Origin of the sequence: Stenotrophomonas capsici (assembly GCF_034961085.1) — a bacterium.
Lineage (GTDB): Bacteria > Pseudomonadota > Gammaproteobacteria > Xanthomonadales > Xanthomonadaceae > Stenotrophomonas > Stenotrophomonas capsici.
The window spans coordinates 1-3,348 of sequence record NZ_JAYFUH010000053.1; the positions used below are offsets into that span (position 1 = coordinate 1).

Annotated in this window: 3 protein-coding genes; all 3 read left to right on the top strand. The window is 69.7% G+C overall.

Annotated elements, in window-relative coordinates; genetic code table 11:
* The first annotated feature begins 279 nt into the window (after positions 1-279).
* From VA603_RS01710 to VA603_RS01720, 3 genes are read left to right on the top strand one after another with little or no spacing between them, the layout of a single operon-like run.
* Positions 280-930, top strand: coding sequence for a ubiquinone biosynthesis accessory factor UbiJ (locus tag VA603_RS01710; RefSeq protein WP_425603639.1), 651 nt, complete (start codon positions 280-282; stop codon positions 928-930).
* The gene (ubiB, locus tag VA603_RS01715) at positions 927-2,594 is read left to right on the top strand and encodes a ubiquinone biosynthesis regulatory protein kinase UbiB (RefSeq protein WP_313253386.1); all 1,668 of its coding nucleotides are present in this window, start codon (positions 927-929) and stop codon (positions 2,592-2,594) included. Before VA603_RS01710 ends, ubiB begins: the two co-directional genes overlap by 4 nt.
* The gene (locus tag VA603_RS01720; RefSeq protein ID WP_425603640.1) at positions 2,591-3,334 is read left to right on the top strand and encodes a pseudouridine synthase; all 744 of its coding nucleotides are present in this window, start codon (positions 2,591-2,593) and stop codon (positions 3,332-3,334) included. The genes ubiB and VA603_RS01720 overlap by 4 nt, the downstream gene beginning before the upstream one ends.
* Positions 3,335-3,348 lie beyond the last annotated feature (14 nt).

Genomic DNA, 3,348 nt, shown 5'->3' on the forward strand with positions numbered 1-3,348 from the left:
TGCTCCTGCCGAATGCCTGTGGGGGGTATGCATAGCATGAAGCAGGGAATGGGGCAGGGGGAACAGGAAATGTTCTTGCGGGGAGCGGGCGAGCAGGAACGGGCAAGGCGGTTTCGCGCGCTCCCGCGCCCGTTGCCGTTCCACGGCGGAAAGCACCGGCGTGTCTGGAAAGGTGACATTCAGCCAAACGCCCCTCGCGCCGCCGGCCGCATGCGCCCCCGCGTTCCCGGTCCCCGACTACGGCCATTCCCGGTTGCCTGCTTCGGTAGAATGCCCGGCATGTCTCCATCCCCCTTCAATGTCATCAAGCCGCTGGCCGGGCGAGCGCTGGAAGTGGCGCTCAACCGTGCGCTGGCCCTGGACCCGGATACCCGCAGTGCGCTGGCCACGCTGGACGGGCAACGCATCGCCCTGACCCTGGAATCGCCGGCACTGGCGATGCAGATCGGCGTCAGCGGGCAGCGCCTGACCGTGGGCCCGGTCGATCCCGCGCAGGAGGCCGACCTGGCCGTGCGCAGCACGCTCGGTGGTGTGCTGGCGCAATTGCCGTTCCTGGCCAACGCACGGCGCGGCAACAGCGCGCCGGCCGGGCGGGTGAAGGTGTCCGGTGACGCTGAATTGGCGCGCCGGCTGCAGCAGCTGGCCAGCCGCTTCGATCCGGATTGGCAGCAGCCCTTCGTCAAGGCCTTCGGCGAGGTGCTGGGCGTGCAGATCGCGCAGACCCTGCGCGCGGCGCTGGTGCAGGCGCGGCGCAGTGCAAGGGACCTGGCCGAGAGCGCGGCCGAATACGTTACCGAGGAGTCACGCGACGTGGTGCCACGTGCCGAGCTGGAGGCCTTCCACGACGACGTGGACGTGATCCGCGACGACGTCGAGCGCCTGGGCGTGCGCGTGGCGCGGCTGCGCCAGCGCCTGGGAGGTGCCGCATGAAGGCGACCCGCGCGATGTTCCGCGCCAGCCGCATCGGCCGGGTGATCCTGCGCTACCGCCTGGACGCGCTGCTCGATGGCACTCCGGTGGAGCGCTGGCTGCGCCTGGCCAAGCCGTTCGTGCCGCGCGCCAGTGCCGACATCGCCTCGCTCTCGCGTGGCGCACGGCTGCGTCTGGCGCTGCAGGAGCTGGGGCCGATCTTCGTCAAGTTCGGGCAGATCCTGTCCACCCGCCGCGACCTGGTGCCGCCGGACGTGGCCGCCGAACTGACCCTGCTGCAGGACCGGGTCAAGCCGTTCGACGGGGAACGCGCGCTGCAGATCGTCGAGCAGGCGCTGGGCCTGCCGATCACCGAGGCGTTCGCCAGCTTCGATACCACGCCGCTGGCCTCGGCCTCGATCGCGCAGGTGCATGCCGCGACGCTGGACGGTGGCCGCCAGGTGGTGGTCAAGGTGCTGCGCCCGGACATCGAGCAGCAGATCGCCGGCGACATCGCCCTGCTCAAGTCGCTGGCCGCGCTGGTCGAGCGCACCCATCCGCGTGCGGACAAGATTCGCCCGCGCGAAGTGGTGGCCGAGATCGAGACCACCCTGGCCGCCGAGCTGGACCTGCAGCGCGAAGGCGCCAATGCCAGCGTGCTGCGCCGGTTCTGGGAGAATTCCGACGACCTGTACGTGCCGGAGGTGATCTGGAGTCACACCGCCGAACGCGCGCTCACGCTGGAGCGGGTGTGGGGCATCCCCTCGGACGATATCGCCGCGCTGGACGCGGCCGGCATCAACCGCCAGGCGCTGGCGGCCAAGGGCGTGCGCGTGTTCTACACGCAGGTGTTCCGCGACAACTTCTTCCACGCCGATGCGCACGCCGGCAACATCTGGGTCGACATCGACCCGGCGCGCCGCGACAACCCGCGTTTCATCGCGCTGGACTTCGGCATCATGGGCCAGCTTTCGGAGGAGGATCAGTACTACCTCGCCGAGAACTTCATGGCGATCTTCAACCGCGACTACCGGCGCATCGCCGAGCTGCACCTGCAGGCGCAATGGATGCCGGCCACGGTGCGCATCGACGAGCTGGAAGCGGCCGTGCGCGCGGTGTGCGAGCCGTACTTCACCCGCCCGCTGTCGCAGATCTCGCTGGCCGAGGTGCTGGTCAAGCTGTTCCGCACCGCGCAGCGCTACCAGCTGACCCTGCAGCCGCAGTTGATCCTGCTGCAGAAGACCCTGCTCAACATCGAGGGCGTGGGCCGCCAGCTCGATCCGCAGCTGGATATCTGGGCGGTCGCCAAGCCGGTGCTCGAACGCATCCTGCGCGAGCGCTACAGCCCGCGCCGCGCGCTGAAGGAACTGGCCAAGCGCCTGCCGGAAATCATGACCCAGGCCCCGGACATGCCGGCGCTGCTGCACAGTTGGCTGCGCCAGCAGGTCGAGGGCAAGCACGAGCTGGCGATGCGCTCGCAGGACATCGTCAGCCTCAACGAGACCCTGCGCCGCATGCAGCGACGCGTGGTCACCGCGGTGACCGGCGTCGGCCTGGTGGTGGTGTCGGCGCTGCTGTACGGGCTGCAGACCGGTGGCCCGCTGCTGGCCTCGGTGCCGCTGTGGTCGTGGATCACCGGCGGCGTGGGCGTGCTGGCGCTGGCGTCGGCCTGGTTGCGGCGATGAGCGCGGCGATGGAAGCCATCGAAGCCACCGATGCGGAGGTCGTGTTCGAGCCGTTGCCGTTGTTGTACGAGGATCAATGGCTGGCGGTGGTGAACAAGCCGGCCGGGCTGATGGTCCACGACAGCAAGCTGGCCCGCGGCGAGGATGACTTCCTCGCCGACCGCCTGCGCGCGCAGCTGGGCAAGCCGATCTTCCTGGTGCACCGGCTGGACCGTGCCACCAGCGGCTGCCTGCTGCTGGCCTTCGACCGCGACACCGCCAGCGCGCTGGGCAAGGCGTTGATGGGCGGCGAAGTCAGCAAGGACTACCTGGCGGTGTGCCGGGGCTGGCCGGCCGAAGACGCGTTCACCGTCGACCACGACCTGGACGGCGGCCCGGGCAAACCGGTCAAGAAGCCGGCCATCACCCATTTCCAGAAGCTGCTGACCGGCGAGCTGCCGATTCCCTCGAACGGCTTCCCGACCTCGCGCTATGCGTTGCTGCGCTGCCAGCCGCAGACCGGGCGTTTCCGCCAGATCCGCCGGCACCTCAAGCACCTGTTCCATCACCTGATCGGCGATACCAGCCACGGCGACGGGCGGCACAACCGCACGTTCCGCATGCAGGGCGTGCACCGCATGCTGCTGCACGCCGAGCGGCTGGCGTTCCCGCATCCGCAGGGCGGCCGGGTGGACGTGAGCGCGCCGCTGGACCGCGAGTTCGGCAAGGCGATGGACCTGTTCGGGTGGTCGCAGCCGTGAGGTGAGGGGGCCGT

Excerpts from the sequence above, each read along its gene's own strand:
- VA603_RS01710 (WP_425603639.1), top strand. The coding sequence starts at position 280 with ATGTCTCCATCCCCCTTCAATGTCATCAAGCCGCTGGCCGGGCGAGCG.
- ubiB (WP_313253386.1), top strand. The coding sequence starts at position 927 with ATGAAGGCGACCCGCGCGATGTTCCGCGCCAGCCGCATCGGCCGGGTG.
- VA603_RS01720 (WP_425603640.1), top strand. The coding sequence starts at position 2,591 with ATGAGCGCGGCGATGGAAGCCATCGAAGCCACCGATGCGGAGGTCGTG.